At 69.8% G+C, this 13,949-nt stretch carries 18 protein-coding genes; 5 read left to right on the top strand and 13 right to left on the bottom strand.

The genetic code is table 11. The features are described from left to right. Positions 1–46: 46 nt before the first annotated feature. From gmk to RDU12_RS05015, 8 genes are all read right to left on the bottom strand, one after another. Complete coding sequence (gene gmk / locus RDU12_RS05050; RefSeq protein ID WP_300293417.1) at positions 47–688, bottom strand: guanylate kinase; 642 nt, start codon at positions 686–688, stop codon at positions 47–49. Then, complete coding sequence (locus RDU12_RS05045) at positions 678–1,562, bottom strand: YicC/YloC family endoribonuclease (protein ID WP_300293415.1); 885 nt, start codon at positions 1,560–1,562, stop codon at positions 678–680. The genes gmk and RDU12_RS05045 overlap by 11 nt, the downstream gene beginning before the upstream one ends. Continuing rightward, positions 1,559–2,746: an endolytic transglycosylase MltG gene (gene mltG / locus RDU12_RS05040; protein ID WP_308684201.1), complete on the bottom strand. Its 1,188-nt coding sequence runs from the start codon at positions 2,744–2,746 to the stop codon at positions 1,559–1,561. The genes RDU12_RS05045 and mltG overlap by 4 nt, the downstream gene beginning before the upstream one ends. Beyond that, entirely contained in the window at positions 2,746–4,026 is a 1,281-nt protein-coding gene (fabF, locus tag RDU12_RS05035; RefSeq protein WP_300292653.1) for a beta-ketoacyl-ACP synthase II, read from the bottom strand. Before fabF ends, mltG begins: the two co-directional genes overlap by 1 nt. 127 nt (positions 4,027–4,153) lie before the next feature. Then, positions 4,154–4,582 (bottom strand): DoxX family protein, encoded by a 429-nt coding sequence (locus RDU12_RS05030; RefSeq protein WP_300292651.1) that lies wholly within the window; start codon positions 4,580–4,582, stop codon positions 4,154–4,156. Continuing rightward, entirely contained in the window at positions 4,579–5,343 is a 765-nt protein-coding gene (locus tag RDU12_RS05025; protein WP_308684199.1) for a DNA-binding domain-containing protein, read from the bottom strand. Before RDU12_RS05025 ends, RDU12_RS05030 begins: the two co-directional genes overlap by 4 nt. Beyond that, complete coding sequence (locus RDU12_RS05020; RefSeq protein ID WP_300292850.1) at positions 5,340–6,188, bottom strand: DUF692 domain-containing protein; 849 nt, start codon at positions 6,186–6,188, stop codon at positions 5,340–5,342. Before RDU12_RS05020 ends, RDU12_RS05025 begins: the two co-directional genes overlap by 4 nt. After that, the gene (locus tag RDU12_RS05015) at positions 6,188–6,481 is read right to left on the bottom strand and encodes a DUF2282 domain-containing protein (RefSeq protein ID WP_300292848.1); all 294 of its coding nucleotides are present in this window, start codon (positions 6,479–6,481) and stop codon (positions 6,188–6,190) included. Before RDU12_RS05015 ends, RDU12_RS05020 begins: the two co-directional genes overlap by 1 nt. A gap of 160 nt (positions 6,482–6,641) precedes the next feature. On the opposite strand from RDU12_RS05015, the gene RDU12_RS05010 reads away from it, so the two are divergent. Together RDU12_RS05010 and RDU12_RS05005 are read left to right on the top strand one after the other, a co-directional pair. Continuing rightward, the gene (locus RDU12_RS05010) at positions 6,642–7,178 is read left to right on the top strand and encodes a sigma-70 family RNA polymerase sigma factor (RefSeq protein ID WP_308684198.1); all 537 of its coding nucleotides are present in this window, start codon (positions 6,642–6,644) and stop codon (positions 7,176–7,178) included. Beyond that, complete coding sequence (locus RDU12_RS05005) at positions 7,168–7,803, top strand: DUF1109 domain-containing protein (RefSeq protein ID WP_308684197.1); 636 nt, start codon at positions 7,168–7,170, stop codon at positions 7,801–7,803. Before RDU12_RS05010 ends, RDU12_RS05005 begins: the two co-directional genes overlap by 11 nt. 133 nt (positions 7,804–7,936) lie before the next feature. On the opposite strand, the gene RDU12_RS05000 is transcribed toward RDU12_RS05005, so the two are convergent. The 5 genes from RDU12_RS05000 to RDU12_RS04980 all read right to left on the bottom strand — a co-directional run bounded on the left by RDU12_RS05000 (position 7,937) and on the right by RDU12_RS04980 (position 11,953). Then, positions 7,937–8,176 carry an acyl carrier protein gene (locus RDU12_RS05000; protein ID WP_055830235.1) on the bottom strand — a complete coding sequence of 80 codons (240 nt, stop codon included), beginning with the start codon at positions 8,174–8,176 and terminating at the stop codon, positions 7,937–7,939. A gap of 149 nt (positions 8,177–8,325) precedes the next feature. Next, positions 8,326–8,526, bottom strand: coding sequence for a hypothetical protein (locus RDU12_RS04995; protein ID WP_308684195.1), 201 nt, complete (start codon positions 8,524–8,526; stop codon positions 8,326–8,328). Then, on the bottom strand, positions 8,526–9,266 hold the full coding sequence (gene fabG / locus RDU12_RS04990; protein WP_308684194.1) for a 3-oxoacyl-[acyl-carrier-protein] reductase: 741 nt from the start codon (positions 9,264–9,266) through the stop codon (positions 8,526–8,528). The genes RDU12_RS04995 and fabG overlap by 1 nt, the downstream gene beginning before the upstream one ends. Positions 9,267–9,519: 253 nt before the next feature. Then, positions 9,520–10,467, bottom strand: a complete 948-nt coding sequence (fabD, locus tag RDU12_RS04985; RefSeq protein ID WP_300291562.1) for an ACP S-malonyltransferase — start codon at positions 10,465–10,467, stop codon at positions 9,520–9,522. Between the two features lie 79 nt (positions 10,468–10,546). Further along, the gene (locus RDU12_RS04980) at positions 10,547–11,953 is read right to left on the bottom strand and encodes an FAD-binding oxidoreductase (protein ID WP_300291560.1); all 1,407 of its coding nucleotides are present in this window, start codon (positions 11,951–11,953) and stop codon (positions 10,547–10,549) included. 56 nt (positions 11,954–12,009) lie between these two features. On the opposite strand from RDU12_RS04980, the gene RDU12_RS04975 reads away from it, so the two are divergent. The 3 genes from RDU12_RS04975 to RDU12_RS04965 all read left to right on the top strand — a co-directional run. Then, entirely contained in the window at positions 12,010–12,426 is a 417-nt protein-coding gene (locus RDU12_RS04975; RefSeq protein WP_300291558.1) for an NUDIX hydrolase, read from the top strand. Positions 12,427–12,494: 68 nt separating this feature from the next. Beyond that, the gene (locus RDU12_RS04970; RefSeq protein ID WP_300291556.1) at positions 12,495–12,830 is read left to right on the top strand and encodes a hypothetical protein; all 336 of its coding nucleotides are present in this window, start codon (positions 12,495–12,497) and stop codon (positions 12,828–12,830) included. A gap of 171 nt (positions 12,831–13,001) precedes the next feature. Further along, positions 13,002–13,949, top strand: a 948-nt coding sequence (locus RDU12_RS04965; protein ID WP_308684193.1) for an SPFH domain-containing protein, incomplete at its 3' end; no start/stop codon positions are given.

Genomic DNA, 13,949 nt, shown 5'->3' with positions numbered 1-13,949 from the left:
CACCACGCTTCGCGTGGTCCCCCTCCCCCTGCGGGGGAGGAATGCTTCAGACCTGCTCGTTCAGCAGGGCCGTCTTGTAGCCGTCGACCCAGACGTTGCGGAAACGCTTGCTGCGTTCGGCGTGGTAGATGTGGGCCAGCTCGGCGTAGGAGCGGTCGAAGTCGTCGTTGACGAAGACGTAGTCGAACTCGCCGCAGTGCTCGATCTCGCCCTTGGCGTTGGCGATGCGGCGGTCGATGACGTCCTCGGCGTCCTGGGAGCGGGTGACGAGGCGACGGCGCAGCTCTTCGAGGCTGGGCGGCAGGATGAAGACGCGGACGGCGTCCTGGGGGCATTTGCGGGCGATGTGGCGGGCGCCCTGCCAATCGATGTCGAACAGCACGTCCCGGCCTTCGGCGAGGGCGCGGTCGATGGGCGCGCGGGGGCTGCCGTAGCGGCTGCCGTGGACGTCGGCCCATTCGAGGAAGGCGTCGGCCTCGACCATGCGCTGGAACTCGGCGTCGTCGACGAAGTGATAGTCGCGGTCGGCGACCTCGCCCGGACGGATGCCGCGGGTGGTCATCGAGATCGACAGCTCGAGGCCGCCGTGGTCGGCCATCAGGCGGCGGCACAGGCTGGTCTTGCCGGCGCCCGAGGGGCTGGCGACGATCAGCAGGACGCCGCGGCGGGGCGTGCGTTCATTCGACATTCTGGACCTGTTCCCGCAGCTGCTCGATGACGGCCTTCAGCTCGAGGCCGATTCCGGTGAGCGCGGTCGTAGCCGATTTCGAGCAGAGGGTGTTCGCCTCCCTCATGAATTCCTGCATCAGGAAGTCGAGTTTCCGCCCGGCGGGGGGCTGGCGCAACAGTTGGCGGGCCGAGGCGAGGTGGGCGGTGAGGCGATCGAGCTCCTCGCGCACGTCGGCTTTCGTGGCCAGGGCGGCGGCCTCGAGGAAGATGCGGTCTGCGAGGCCGGGGGCGTCGGGGGCCAGCTCGGTCATGCGACGGGTGAAGCGGTCGCGGATGGCCTCGACCTGGGCGGCGGCCTCGGTTTCGGCGCGGGCGACGAGGACCTCGATACGCTCCACGAAGGCCTCGACCACCGGCAGGAGCTGGGCGCCCTCGCGGTCGCGGGAGGTCCTCAGGGCGTCGAAGGCGGCGTCGATGGAGGCGGCCATGGCGGCCTCGACGGCGGCGCGGGCGTCGGGGTCCTCTTCCTCCTCGGGCGTCTCGAGCACGCCGCGCAGGGCCAGCAGGCCGTCGGCGGACGGCGGGGCCGCCCCGTCCTGCGCCAGCTGGTTGGCGAGGGTCAGGTAGCGGGCGAGGATGTCGTCATTGACCTTGAGCGCGGCGGCGCCGGGGTCGGCGCGTTTCGCCTGCACGCCGACGGTGATCTGGCCGCGGGTGAAATGCCGCTGGGCGGAGGCCTTGGCGGCGCGTTCGAGGCTGTCGAAGCCGGGGGGACCACGGAAGCGGACCTCGAGATTGCGGCCGTTGACCGAGCGCGCTTCGACCGACCAGGTCCAGGCGCCCCCGGCCCCCTCGCCGCGGCCGAAGCCGGTCATGCCGGAGATGGTGCTCATTGGGCGGGCGCCTGTTGCGGCACGCGGATGACCTGGGCGCCGGGCGGGACGACGACGCCGGGCGGAACAGTGGCGGCGTCGGGGTCGGCGTTGGGCACGCCGGGGGAGGTCCCGGGGACGGCCGGCGGCGGAGCGCCCGGAGGCAGGCCGGCCTTGCGGCGCTCGATCTCGCGCCAGCGGGCGACGTTGGCGAGGTGCTCCTCATAGGTGCGGGCGAAGGCGTGGCCGCCCGAGCCGTCGGCGACGAAGAACAGCTCGTCCGACGCCGGCGGGTTCAGCACGGCGGCCAGGGCCTCGCCGCCCGGATTGGCGATCGGCGTCGGGGGCAGGCCGTCGATCTGATAGGTGTTCCACTCGGTCCGTCTGTCCAGCTCGGAGCGGCGGATGCCGCGGCCCAGCGGCCGGCCCTGGGTGATGCCGTAGACGATGGTCGGATCGCTCTCCAGCCGCATGCCGATGCGCAGGCGGTTGGAGAAGACGGCGGCGACGCGCGGGCGTTCGGCCGCCACGGCCGTCTCCTTCTCGACGATGGAGGCCAGGATGACGGCCTCTTCCGGCGACTTGACCACGGTGCGGGGCGAGCGGGCGGCCCACAGGCGGGCGAGATTGTCGGCCTGGGCCTTGGTCATGCGGGCGATGACGGAGGCGCGGGTGTCGCCGCGGCTGATCTCATAGGTGTCGGGCCACAGCGAGCCCTCCTCCGGCGTGGTCGGGATGTCGCCGGTCAGCAGCGGCTGGCGCATCAGGATGTCGACCGCCTGGGCCGACGACCAGCCCTCGGGCAGGGTGACGTAGTGGCGGACGACGCGGCCCTCGACCAGCAGCACCAGGACGGAGCGCAGGGACGCCTTGCTCGGCACCTCGTACTCGCCGGCGCGCAGCTTGCGGTCGGCCCCGGTCAGGGTGGCGGCGACCTTGAACATATCGGTCGAGCGGATCACCCCGGCGGCCTTCAGATTGGCGGCGATGGCGCTGACGCCGGCGCCGCTGGGCAGGGTGACGATGGTGGTCTCGGCCCCGCCGCGGGCCTCGGGTCCCGGGGCGTAGAAGACGCTCCAGGCGGCGACGATGGCGGCGATCAGGAACAGGCTGAAGGTGGCCGAGGCGGCCAGCAGGGCCGTGGCCTGCCCTGATCTGGGCGAACGGGATTTCGGAGCGCCCGCCCCCCGGGAGCGTCCGAACATCAGCCGACCTTCTTGAAGATGACGCTGGCGTTGGTGCCGCCGAAGCCGAAGCTGTTGGACATGGCCACCTCGATCTTCATCGGCTTGCCCTTGTGCGGGACCAGGTCGATCGGGGTTTCCTGCTCGGGATTGTCGAGATTGATGGTCGGCGGGGCGATCTGGTTGCGGATGGCCAGCACCGAGAAGATCGATTCAATGGCCCCGGCGGCGCCGAGCAGGTGACCGGTCATCGACTTGGTCGAGGAGACGGCGAGGTTCTTCGCATGGTCGCCGACCAGCCGCTCGATGGCGCGCAGTTCGATCCAGTCGGCCATGGTCGAGGTGCCGTGGGCGTTGACGTAGTCGAGGTCCGACGGCTGCATCCCGGCCCGCTTCAGCGCCGCCTTCATGGCGCGAAGGCCGCCCTCGCCGTCCTCGGACGGGGCGGTGATGTGATAGGCGTCGCCGCTCATGCCGTAGCCGACGATCTCGGCGTAGATCTTCGCGCCGCGGGCCTTGGCGTGCTCATACTCCTCCAGCACCATGATGCCGGCGCCCTCGCCCATGACGAAGCCGGCATGGTCCTTGTCATAGGGACGGCTGGCCTTCTCGGGGGCGTCGTTGAAGGCGGTGCACAGGGCCTTGCAGGCCAGGAAGCCGGCGATGCCGATCGGCACGATGGAGCTTTCGGCGCCGCCCGCGACCATGACGTCGGCGTCGTCCATGGCGATCATCCGGGCGGCGTCGCCGATGGCGTGAGCCCCGGTGGCGCAGGCCGTCACCACGGAGTGGTTGGGACCCTTGAGGCCGTGACGGATCGAGATCTGGCCCGAGGTCAGGTTGATCAGGGCCGAGGGGATGAAGAAGGGGCTGACCCGGCGCGGGCCCTGTTCCTTGAGGATGACGGCGGTGTCGGCGATGGGGCCGAGGCCGCCGATGCCGGAGCCGACCATGACGCCGGTGCGCTCCTGGTCTTCGGCGCTTTCGGGCTTCCAGTTCGCGTCGGCCAAGGCCTCGTCGGCGGCGGCGATGGCGTAGACGATGAAGTCGTCGACCCGCTTGCGGTCCTTGGGCGACATGACCTTTTCGTGGTCGAACACCCCCGGCTGGCCCGGCGCCCCGCCGCCCCGCCCATCCACGGAGGGGATCTCGCCGGCGATGGTGCAGCCCCAGCCCTCGGCGTCGAAATTGGTGATCGGACCGATGCCCGAACGGCCCTCGACGATGCCCTTCCAGTTATGCTCGACGCCCCAGCCAAGGGGGGTAAGGAGGCCTAGGCCGGTGACGACGACGCGACGCATGCGGCGGTCCTTTGCAGTGAATCTCCCGGAGAGAATAGGGGGTGGAGGGGCGCGGGGCTAGGCGGGAGTCAGGGGCGCAGGGCAGACCGGCGGGTCAATGCCAGCAATCGCATCGCGGATCCCCGGATCAATCGAGCTTCAACAGTCGATCGAGGCTCGCCGCGCCGGGGCCGCGGGCGATCAGGTAGATCAGCGGCCCGGCCCAGAGCAGGTGGGTCGGCCAGCCGCCGGGTACGACGAACAGTTGGATCACCAGTGTCATCGCCAGCAGGCCCAGCGCCGCCGGCCGCGTCGCCAAACCGATGACCAGCAGGATCGGCAGCAGATGCTCCGCATAGGTCGCTATCAGGGCCGCCGTCTCCGGCGGCAGCAGAGGCACGCGATACTCTTCGGCGAACAGATAGTGCGTCGACGGCGACAGGGTCAGGAAGCCGTCCACCTTGGTGCGACCCGACAGGAAGAAGGGCGCGGCCACGCCGACGCGCAGCAGCAAGGCCAGGGGCCATGAGGGAATGGCGGCGCCGATACGGTCGTGGATGCGGGCGATGGCGTTCATGGTTCAGGGCTCCGGAGGCAGGTGGAATCGAATACGTCGGCCGCGATCAGACCGGCGAACACGGCTGAGGGGTCGACGTGGGACCCGGTCGCGCCGGCGGACAGGGCGGCGAGACCGAACGGGCGGCCTTTGCGGCCGGCGTCGAGGAAGGCCCATTCGGCGCGGCTGAGGCGCCGCGCCCGGATCTCGGCTCCGGGACGGTGGATCAGCAGCCCCTCGGCCTCGGGCCGCCAATGGAGTTCCGCGGCCTCGTCCGGCTCGCGATGCGCCAGCCACAGTGACGGCGCCGTCCAGTCGAACCAGAACAACCGGGCGGACGGGTGCAGGCGCGCCGGGGCGGCGGTCAGGGCCAGTCCGGCCGCGGCCGCCCGCGTGGCGGTCAAAGGCCGCGCGTCGGGGGCCAGATGCGCCTCGGTCCAGGCGCGGTCCAGCCGGGCGATCGGGGAGAGGTAAGGCAGGTCCCGCGCGGGCTCGAAGGCGGCCAGCCAGGCGGGGAAGCCCTCGCCGAACCCGGCCAGCACGGGATCGTCGCCGGGCTGGTCCTCGACGAACTCGCGCGCGGCGGCCCGGAACCAGTCGCCGCCAACCATGCGCGCGACGGTGGGATAGTTGGCCTCCAGCGCGTCTATGCGGCCCTTGATCGAGGTGTTTCGGTAGACGGCGATGGCTCCCAGGGTCCGATCGTCGGGCGTGAGGTGGGGCCACAGGTCGTCGAAACGACCTTCCAGGGCTTGCGCGAAGGCGTCGTGAAAGGCGGTCATGCCGGAGCCCTCGTCGAGGCCAACGCGCCGGCGGCCCGCGTCTGTTCCTGCAGCAACAGGTCGAAGGCGGGCACCCGGCCGTCGCGCTCGATCAGCGTCGGCCGGGGGCCGATGCGGGCCAGCAGCCGCTCGTGCAGGCGCCAGACGGCTTCGCTGACCGGCGCGTCATGGCTGTCGATCAGTAGCGCCTCGCCCCAGACCGGGTCCGGCCGATGACCGGCCAGATGAATTTCGCCGATCAGGGCCGCCGGCACGCGGTCCAGCCAGTCCTCGGCCGACTGGCCGAGGTTGCAGGCGCTGACATGGACGTTGTTGACGTCGACCAGCAGGCCGCAGCCCGTACGTCGGGCGATCTCGGCCAGGAAGTCCACCTCGTCCCAGTCGTGGCCGGCCAGCGGCAGGTAGGCGGCGGGATTCTCGATCAGCAGGGTGCGTCCCAGCGCCGACTGGGCCTCGTCTATATGGGCGCAGATCAGGCCCAGCATCTCGCGGCTGCGTGGGACGGGCAGCAGGTCGGGGTGATAGACGCCGCCGCGCCGCGACCAGGCCAGATGCTCCGACACCAGAAAGGGCTGGAATCGGTCGATCAGGGAGCGAAAGCGCGCGAGATGATCACGATCGGGCCGTTCGTCGCCCGCCAGGGACAGGCCGACGCCGTGCAGGGACAGGGGCCGCACGGCCCGGATACGCTCCAGCCAGCCCGGTCGCGGCCCGCCGGCGACCATGTAGTTCTCGGGATGGACCTCGAACCACAGGCCCCGCCGGGGTCCGACCGCCGGACAGGCCTCGGCCTCCGCGAAATGCTGCGGCTTCAGGCTCAGGCCGGCGGTCGGAAGGCTCGACATCAGCGGTTCGCGATGGGGGTCAGCGAGCCGTTACCGCGCGGCGTGCGGATGTCGGCGCAGGTGCCCTCGGGAACCAGCTTCCAGGCGTTGCCCTGCCAGTCGCGGGTCGAGGTGCCGGCGCAGCTGGTGCCCGGGCCGGCGGCGCAGTCGTTCTGGCCGGCGCGGGCCACGCCGTAGCATTTCTCCATCTTCTTCTCCTCGGCCGGGGCCGGGCGCTCCTGGGCCGCGACGGCGGTGACACCGAGCGCGAGCAGGGCGCCGGCGCCGATGAGAATCTGGGCGGGGGTGTTCATGGGTGGTCTCCTCAACACGGCCGTCCGGAGTGGCGCGGCCTGGCGGAGGGGGGTTCGACGGCGGTGCGGTCACGGTTACGCGGCGGCGAAAACTTTCTTGACCGCCGATCTTCCGGGGCAATGTAACCTCGGGCGGGTTCCGCACGAATGAGGATGCGTGGTGGACAGGGAAGCCGAGCTGAAGCGCCTGATGCTGCGGGGCCTCGATGGCGACCCCGTGGCCTGGCGCGCCCTGTTGACCGAACTGCGCGGCGCCCTGACCCCCTTTTTCAGGCGTCGCCTGATCGGCCTTGAAGCCGACGTCGAGGATCTGGTGCAGGACTGTCTGATCGCGATTCACGCCAAGCGGGCGACCTACGACCGGTCCATGGCCTTCACCGCCTGGGCCTACGCCATCGCGCGCTACAAGCTGATCGACCATTTCCGCCGCCAGGGCCGGCGGACGCACGTGCCGCTCGAGGACGCAGACGTGCTGCTGGCCGAGCATTCCGTCGAGGACGGCGCGGTGCGACGCGATCTCGCCAAGGTCCTGTCGATCCTGCCGCTGCGTCAGCGCCGCCTGATCGAGGATGTGCGCATCGGAGGCTTCAGTCTCGCCGAGGCCGCGGCTCGAAACGGCTGCACCGAGGGCGCGGCCAAGGTGAGCGTCCACCGTTCCATGAAGGCCCTGGCGGCCAGCGTGTCCCATGAAAACTGACGACCTGATCGACGCCCTCGCCGCCGGCCTGCAGCCCGCCCGTCCCGCCCGGCTGAATCTTTGGCTGCTGATCGCCGCGGCCGCCGCCTCCGTCACAGCCGTGGCGTTGCTGCTGGGCGTACACCACAGCCTGACCGAGGTTCTGTCGTCCCCGACGCTTGTCTTGAAGGGCTTGTACACGGCCGCCCTTGCAGGCGCGGCGCTGTGGCTCGCGCTCAGGGCGGGACGGCCGGGGGCGGATACGCGGACACCGTTGATCACGCTGCTTGGCGTGGTCGGAGCCGCCATTCTGTGGGGCGCGATCGAAGTGGCGGCCGCCCCGGCCGACCAGCGTATGGCGGTCTGGCTGGGTCAAACATGGACGATCTGCGGCCCCAACATCCTGATGACAGCGGCGGCGTCGGCCCTCCCCGTCTTTCTGGCCGCGCGGTCGCTGGCTCCGACCCGGCCCGCCTTCGCCGGCATGGCGCTCGGCGTGGCGGCGGGCGCCATGGCGGCGACCGCCTATGGCGTGCTGCACTGCCCGGAATCGACCGCCGCCTTCGTGGCGACCTGGTACACGCTCGGCATCGCGGCGGCCGGGGTCATCGGCGCTGTGGCCGGTCGGTTCGCCCTGCGCTGGTGACGGAGACAGCCTGCGCCAGCAGCTTGACGCGCCACGGCCGTTTCGGACCAACTCCAGGCCCCAAACGCAAAAGGCCGCCGCGCGCCCTGGGGCGTCGCGGCGGCCTCTCGTGCCGTACGATCGGCTGGCGGCTTTAGCCGGCCAGCTTCTCGTCGATGAACTTCACGGCGTCGCCGACGGTCTGGATGTGCTCGGCGGCGTCATCGGGGATCTCGATGTCGAATTCTTCCTCGAAGGCCATGACCAGTTCGACGTTGTCGAGCGAGTCAGCGCCCAGATCGTCGATGAAGCTGGCCTTTTCAACGACCTTTTCCGGATCGGCGTCCAGGTGGTCGATGACGATCTTGCGGACGCGTTCCAGGGTGTCGGACATGGGTGTCTCTGCTTTCAGGGCCGCCACGGCGGCTGTTGTCTTCAGTCTTTGCCGTATGACGACGGCGACGGCTGCGCAAGCCTTCAACGAAGACTCAGCGAACCGGTTGCGTGGGCTTTAGCACAGCCGGGGCGGCTGGAAATAGCCCGTTACCGGGATTGAACGCCCCGGTTGACCCACCAGACCAGCCCGCCGCCCGCCAGCGCGAGCGGCGCCCCGTAGACGGCCCAGATGATCTGTCCGGTCATGAAGCTGCCCGGCAGGATGTTCAGGCCCTGCAGCACCCAGATGATCCCGATCAGCAGCATCGGGCCGCTGAGGATGGTGGCGAGGATGCGCAGGATTTTCATCAGATCATCGCCATGCCGCCGTTGACGTGCAGGGTCTGGCCGGTGACGTAGGCGGCTTCGTCCGAGGACAGATAGACGGCGGCGGCGGCGATCTCGTCGCCCTCGCCCAGCCGGCCGAGCGGGATGGTCTTGAGGATGGTCTCGCGCTGCTGGTCGTTGAGCACGTCGGTCATCGGCGAGGCGATGAAGCCGGGGGCGATGCAGTTCACGGTGATGCCCCTGGAGCCCACCTCCTGCGCCAGCGACTTGGAGAAGCCGATCATGCCGGCCTTGGAGGCGGCGTAGTTGGTCTGGCCGGGATTGCCGGTGACGCCGACCACCGAGGTGATCCCGATGATGCGGCCGGAGCGGCGCTTCATCATCCCCTTCATGGCGGCGCGCGAGAGGCGGAAATAAGATTCCAGATTGATCTTGATGACGTCGGTGAAGTCCTCGTCCTTCATCCGCATCAGCAGGCCGTCCTTGGTGATGCCGGCATTGGCGACGAGGATGTCCAGCGGGGCGCCGGCGGCCTCCTCGGCGCGGGCGATCAGGCCGTCGACGGAGTCGGCGTCCGACAGGTTGGCGGCGGCGGCGAAGGCGCGCTCGCCGAGCTCCTTCGCCAGATCCTGCAGCACCGCCTCGCGGGTGCCGGACAGGACGACGGTCGCGCCCTGGGCGTGCAGGGCCCGGGCGATGGCCCCGCCGATGCCGCCGGTGGCGCCGGTGACGAGGGCGGTCTTGCCGGTGAGATTGAACATGTTGAACTTACCTATCAAAAATCAGTATCGAATTGTCCAGGCTGAAGGGGCGTCGTCGAAGTGAGTGATCTGTCGGCCGTTACCAAAAAGCGTCCATAGCGGCTCATCGGGAAAGTTGTTCATCCTGAGTTTCAGGCTGTATTTGCCCGTCGATGCAGACCACTTCCCCAGCAAACCTCGCCTGAACTCCAGCGGCTCATCCTTCAGCCAGCCAAGCTCGCCCCACTCATTCTCGTTTGGCCACCTCACCGCCCTAGCCCAGCGACTTCGCGAACGCTTCCAGCTCTTCCGGCGTGTTCAGCGACAGGCTCTCCGCGTCCGGGGCGATGCGCTTGGCCATGCCGGTCAGGACCTTGCCCGAGCCGATCTCGGCGAAGCGGGTCACGCCGCCCTCCCCGGCCATCCATTCCATCGACTCGCGCCAGCGGACGCGGCCGGTGACCTGTTCGACCAGCAGGCGGCGGATGACCTCCGGGTCGGTCTCCGGGCGGGCGGTGACGTTGGCGACGACGGGGACGGCGGGGGCGACGATCTTCGCGTCGGCCAGGGCGTCGGCCATCTCGTCGGCGGCGGGCTGCATCAGCGGGCAGTGGAAGGGGGCCGAGACGTTCAGCGGGATGGCGCGGGCGCCCAGTTCCTTGGCCTTTTCGATGGCGCGGTCGACGGCGGCCTTGTCGCCCGAGATGACGATATTGCCGGCGTTGTTGTCATTGGCGACGACGCAGACGCCGACCTCGGAGCCCGCCGCCGCGGCGGCTTCGGCGAGGGCGAGGTCGGTCTTCGGGCCGATCAGCGAGGCCATGGCCCCACGGCCGACGGGCACGGCCCGCTGCATGGCCTGGCCGCGCAGCTTCAGCAGGCGGGCGGTGTCGCTGAGGCTGATCGCGCCGGCGGCGCACAGGGCGGAGTATTCGCCGAGCGAATGGCCGGCGACGAAGGCGGCGCGGCTGACGTCGACATCGAACTCGACCTTGAGCACCCGGGCTGCGGCGACGGAGACGGCCATCAGGGCGGGCTGGGCGTTCTCGGTCAGGGTCAGCTGGTCCTCGGGGCCTTCGCGCATCAGCAGCGACAGCTTCTGGCCCAGGGCGTCGTCGATCTCGGCATAGACCTCGCGGGCGGAGGCGAAGGCGTCGGCCAGGGCGGCGCCCATGCCGACCGACTGGCTGCCTTGTCCGGGGAACAGCAGGGCGAGGGTCATGGGCGGGCTCCGGGGGTGGTGAATCGAGGCGGAGGGGTAGGACGGAAGAGCGAAAGGGGCAAGCGGGCCCCGGTCCAACTCAGAACAGCACGGCCGGGTTCATGATCCTGTGCGGGTCGATGGCCGCTCGCACCGCCTGCATGGTCCGGATCTCCAGCGGCGACTTGTAGCGGCGCGCCTCGTCGGTCTTGAGCCGGCCGAGGCCGTGTTCGGCGGAGATGGAGCCGTCATAGCGGGCGACGATGTCGTGGACGATCTGCGAGCCCTCGGCCCAGCGGGCGAGGAAGGCCGGGCGGTCGCCGCCGGGGGGACACAGGACGTCGTAATGCAGATTGCCGTCGCCGACGTGGCCGAAAGCGCTGACGCGGGCGCCGGGGTGGAAGCGTTCGACGGCGGCCGTGGCCTCCTCGAGGAAGTCGGCGATGCGGGAGACGGGGACGGAGACGTCATGCTTCCAGCCGCCGCCCTCGGGCTTCTGGGCGGCGGACTGTTCCTCGCGGACCTTCCAGAAGGCGGCGCGCTGGGCGTCGTTCTGGGCAATGGCGGCGTCGACAACCAGGCCGGTCTCGAAGGCGTGGGTCAGCAGCCGCTCCATGGCCGCGTCGGCGGCGCCGGGCTCGCCGGAGACCAGTTCGATCAGGACGTACCAGGGCGGGGTGGAGTCCAGCGGCTCGCGCGTCGCAGGGATGTTGGCGAGGACGAAGGTCATGCCGAGCCGCTTCATCAGCTCGAAGGCCTCGACGCCGCCGCCGGTCTCGGCCTTGGCGCGGGCGAGCAGCTCGATGGCGGCCGAGGGGTAGTCGAGGCCGACCATGGCGGTGGAGCGGGAGCGCATGACCGGGAACAGCTTGAGAGTGGCGGCGGTGACTACGCCGAGGGTGCCCTCGGCCCCAATCAGCAGCTGTTTCAGGTCATAGCCGGTGTTGTCCTTGCGCAGGCGTTTGAGGCCATGGAAGACCTCGCCGTCAGGCAGGACGGCCTCGATTCCCAGCACCAGGTCGCGCATGACGCCGTAGCGGATCACGGCGGTGCCGCCGGCGTTGGTCGAGATGACGCCGCCGATGGTGGCGGTGCCTTCGGCGGCGAGACTGAGCGGGAACAGCCGGTCGACGGCGGCGGCGGCCTGCTGGGCCTCGAGCAGGGTGATCCCGGCCTCGACGGTCATGGCGTCGTCGAGGGGCGTGACGTCGCGGACCGCGCGCAGCTTGCGGGTCGACAGCAGGACCTCGCCATAGGGGATCTGGCCGCCGACGAGGCCGGTGTCGCCGCCCTGGGGGACGATGGCGATGCGGTGTTCGGCGCAGATGCGCACGGCGGCGGCGACCTGTTCCGTCGAGCGCGGCGTCAGCATCAGCGGGGTGTGACCGGTCCAGCGGTTGCGCCATTCCGTCAGCCAGGGCGCGATTTCGGCCGGGTCGTCGGTCCAGCCGCCGTCGCCGAGGGCGGACTTCAGGGCGGCGAGCGCTTCGGCGGACGGGGGTGTCATGGCCCGGTTGTGTCAAAGTCGTGGGCGACGCGAAAGGCCCAAGCTATCGTCACGCCATGACCACCCCCCTGCCCGCTCCCGTCCCCTGCGCCGGCGTCGTCTGCCTGCGCGGCGACCAGGTGCTGCTGATCCGGCGGGGACGGCCGCCCTTGCGGGGCGAGTGGAGCCTGCCGGGCGGACGCATCGAGCCGGGCGAGCGGGCGGTCGACGCGGCGCTCAGGGAGTTGCGCGAGGAGACCGGGGTGGTGGCGGAGATCACCGGCCTGCTGGACGTGGTGGACGGGATTTTTCCGGACGCGGGCCGTCACTATGTGCTGATCGACTACGCCGCCCGCTGGCTGTCGGGCGAGCCGGTCGCGGGCGATGACGCGACCGAGGCGGCCTTTCATTCCCTGGACGCCGTCAGCGAGATCGTCGGCTGGGAGGAAACGCGGCGCATCATCGAGGCCGCGGCGGTCATGGCGCGGTCTTGAAGCGCCCGTGAAACACTGTAATCGCTGATGAGGGACCCCGCATCACGTGGGCTCCGGGGGATACCAAAATGATCAAGCATCTCTTCGCCACGGCCGCGCTGGGCCTGGCCCTCGTCGCGCCGGGCGCGGTCGCCCAGACCGCCTCCGTCAGCTTCGATCTGACCAACAACACCGGCTATACGCTGACCCACATCTATATCTCCCTGCCGAGCAGCGACAGCTGGGAGGAGGACATCCTCGGCGACCAGGTGGTCCGGAACGGCGAGACCGTCGAGATCGCGGTCGATGACGGGCTCGAGGCCTGTGAATACGACCTCCGCTATGACTTTTCGAACGGCGAGTCCCTGGTCGAGGAGAGCGTCGATCTCTGCGCCATCGACGGCGAATCCTACACCGTCGAATAGACGGTCGTATCGTGAGGATGGGGGCGCTTCTTCCGGGGAGCGCCCCCGTTCAATTCCGCCCCTGTCAGGCTGGTGGCGCGGGAATTATTACAGGGAGTTCATGAACCGGGGTCCGGTTTCGCTGGCGGGCGGGCCCACGGGTGCTAACCTTGAGGGGAAAAGGAGACACTGATGGACTTTTCCACCCTCTTCGTCGGCGCACTGGTCGTTCTGGCGTTCATCCTGCTGTTCAGCGTGGTCAAGATCGTGCCGCAGGGCCGCGAGATGACGGTCGAGCGGTTCGGCAAATACACGCGGACGCTGTCGCCCGGCATCAGCCTGCTGACGCCCTTCGTGGAGCGTATCGGCCGCCGCATGAACATGATGGAGCAGGTCCTCGACGTGCCCCAGCAGGAGGTCATCACCAAGGACAACGCCATGGTGAAGGTCGACGCCATCGTCTTCATCCAGGTGATGGACGCGGCCCGCGCGGCCTACCGGGTCGAGAACCTGCCCTACGCCATCACCCAGCTGTGCATGACCAATCTGCGCACCGTGGTCGGCTCGATGGATCTCGATGAGGTGCTGTTCCAGCGCGACAACATCAACTCGCGCCTGCTGACCGTGATCGACGCCGCGACCGAGCCGTGGGGCGTCAAGGTCAACCGGATCGAGATCAAGGACCTGACTCCGCCCGCCGACATCACCAACGCCATGGCGCGGCAGATGAAGGCCGAGCGCGAGCGCCGCGCCGTCATCACCGAGGCCGAGGGCGAGAAGCAGGCCGCCATCGCCCGCGCCGAGGGGGCCAAGCAGTCGGCCATCCTGCAGGCCGAGGGCCGCAAGGAAGCCGCCTTCCGCGACGCCGAGGCCCGCGAGCGCGAAGCCCAGGCCGAGGCCAAGGCGACCGCCATGGTGTCCGAGGCCATCGCCCGCGGCGACGTCAACGCCATCAACTATTTCGTGGCCCAGAAATACGTCGAGGCCTTCGCCGAACTGGCGCGCAACCCGACCGCCAAGACGGTCATCGTCCCGGCCGAGATGTCCGGCCTGGTCGGCACCATCGCCGGCCTGGGGGAACTGGTCGGCCTGGCGAAAGAGCAGCAGCAGGGCCGCACCGAGGTGCGCACCGCCGCCGCG

It is taken from the genome of Brevundimonas sp., from assembly GCF_031082345.1.
Taxonomy (GTDB): domain Bacteria; phylum Pseudomonadota; class Alphaproteobacteria; order Caulobacterales; family Caulobacteraceae; genus Brevundimonas.
Note: the sequence above shows the minus strand (reverse complement) of the source record. Positions and strands in the feature narration are given on the sequence as shown.

Excerpts from the sequence above, each read along its gene's own strand:
- RDU12_RS05045 (WP_300293415.1), bottom strand. The coding sequence starts at position 1,562 with ATGAGCACCATCTCCGGCATGACCGGCTTCGGCCGCGGCGAGGGGGCC.
- fabD (WP_300291562.1), bottom strand. The coding sequence starts at position 10,467 with ATGACCCTCGCCCTGCTGTTCCCCGGACAAGGCAGCCAGTCGGTCGGC.
- RDU12_RS05020 (WP_300292850.1), bottom strand. The coding sequence starts at position 6,188 with ATGTCGAGCCTTCCGACCGCCGGCCTGAGCCTGAAGCCGCAGCATTTC.
- fabG (WP_308684194.1), bottom strand. The coding sequence starts at position 9,266 with ATGTTCAATCTCACCGGCAAGACCGCCCTCGTCACCGGCGCCACCGGC.
- fabF (WP_300292653.1), bottom strand. The coding sequence starts at position 4,026 with ATGCGTCGCGTCGTCGTCACCGGCCTAGGCCTCCTTACCCCCCTTGGC.
- RDU12_RS04995 (WP_308684195.1), bottom strand. The coding sequence starts at position 8,526 with ATGAAAATCCTGCGCATCCTCGCCACCATCCTCAGCGGCCCGATGCTG.
- RDU12_RS04980 (WP_300291560.1), bottom strand. The coding sequence starts at position 11,953 with ATGACACCCCCGTCCGCCGAAGCGCTCGCCGCCCTGAAGTCCGCCCTC.
- RDU12_RS04970 (WP_300291556.1), top strand. The coding sequence starts at position 12,495 with ATGATCAAGCATCTCTTCGCCACGGCCGCGCTGGGCCTGGCCCTCGTC.
- mltG (WP_308684201.1), bottom strand. The coding sequence starts at position 2,746 with ATGTTCGGACGCTCCCGGGGGGCGGGCGCTCCGAAATCCCGTTCGCCC.
- RDU12_RS05005 (WP_308684197.1), top strand. The coding sequence starts at position 7,168 with ATGAAAACTGACGACCTGATCGACGCCCTCGCCGCCGGCCTGCAGCCC.
- RDU12_RS05000 (WP_055830235.1), bottom strand. The coding sequence starts at position 8,176 with ATGTCCGACACCCTGGAACGCGTCCGCAAGATCGTCATCGACCACCTG.
- RDU12_RS05015 (WP_300292848.1), bottom strand. The coding sequence starts at position 6,481 with ATGAACACCCCCGCCCAGATTCTCATCGGCGCCGGCGCCCTGCTCGCG.
- RDU12_RS05025 (WP_308684199.1), bottom strand. The coding sequence starts at position 5,343 with ATGACCGCCTTTCACGACGCCTTCGCGCAAGCCCTGGAAGGTCGTTTC.
- gmk (WP_300293417.1), bottom strand. The coding sequence starts at position 688 with ATGTCGAATGAACGCACGCCCCGCCGCGGCGTCCTGCTGATCGTCGCC.
- RDU12_RS05030 (WP_300292651.1), bottom strand. The coding sequence starts at position 4,582 with ATGAACGCCATCGCCCGCATCCACGACCGTATCGGCGCCGCCATTCCC.
- RDU12_RS04975 (WP_300291558.1), top strand. The coding sequence starts at position 12,010 with ATGACCACCCCCCTGCCCGCTCCCGTCCCCTGCGCCGGCGTCGTCTGC.